The sequence below is a fragment of the Pseudomonas eutrophicaquae genome (assembly GCF_023544715.1).
GTDB lineage: Bacteria > Pseudomonadota > Gammaproteobacteria > Pseudomonadales > Pseudomonadaceae > Geopseudomonas.
The window spans coordinates 1-1,058 of record NZ_JAMJEZ010000058.1 but is presented as its reverse complement, the minus strand read 5'-3'; the positions used below and the strand labels follow the sequence as shown (position 1 = coordinate 1,058).

1 pseudogene is annotated in these 1,058 nt (G+C 53.6%); it reads left to right on the top strand.

The features are described 5' to 3' along the window. Nucleotides 1–800: pseudogene (locus MXC11_RS12115) on the top strand (IS1182-like element ISPmo1 family transposase); the annotation flags it as partial. Nucleotides 801–1,058 lie beyond the last annotated feature (258 nt).

Below are 1,058 nucleotides of genomic sequence, written 5' to 3'. Positions count from 1 at the left end.
AGCTTCAAGGGATCGAAACTCAGCTCAACGATTCCCCTGACAAACAGGTTTCGCTGACCGACCCGGATGCCCGTTCGATGATGACGCGCGGCAGCGGTATCGTCGGCTACAACGTGCAGACGGCGGTCGATACGCAGCACCATTTGATTGTTGCTCATGAGGTCACCAACAGAGGTTCTGACCGCGACCAACTCAGCTCGATGGCCAAGCAAGCTAGGGAAGCCATTGGCGCAGAAACATTGTCGGTAGTCGCCGACCGAGGCTACTTCAAGGGTGAAGAAATCCTCGCCTGTCACGATGCAAACATCACCGCTTATGTGCCAAAGCCGATGACTTCAAGCGCCAAGGCTGATGGCCGGTTCAACAAAGATGCCTTCGTTTATGACGCGACGAAAAACGAATATACATGCCCGGCTGGAGAGGCACTGATTTGGCGATTCTCCAGCGTTGAGAAAGGCATGAATATGCACTGTTACTGGAGTTCAAAGTGCCAGAGTTGCGCGCTGAAAACCCAGTGCACGCCAAGCACAAATCGTCGAGTAAGGCGCTGGGAACATGAAGCGGTGCTGGAGGAAATGCAACACCGGCTGAACCAAGCACCGGAGATGATGCCGGTTCGGAAGCGGACTGTTGAGCATCCCTTCGGGACGCTCAAACAATGGATGGGAGCAACGCACTTCCTGACTCGAAAACTGAATGGGGTGAGCGCAGAAATGAGCTTGAATGTGCTCGCCTACAACTTGAAGCGGGTGATGAAAATCATCGGCACCGAAGGCTTGTTGAAGGCGATGGCGGCGTAAAAGCCCAGCTTTTACTGCCCCAAGAGGTGCCAAAGCGCTTCATACGCGCTCTGAAGCGTTACCGGCGCTGATCGTGGTAAATAATCGGGAAATCGCCACGCCCAGGAGCAATGGGCTGAAGCACGCAAGATAAGAAAGTGTTTTTACACACTCTGGGCCGAAAGAGGCCATCTTGCTCACGACTCAACGACCGGGCTTGCCGCTTCCTCATCCCCTGAAAAAGTGACGATAAAATCCGTTATCGTGAGTTTTTAGAGG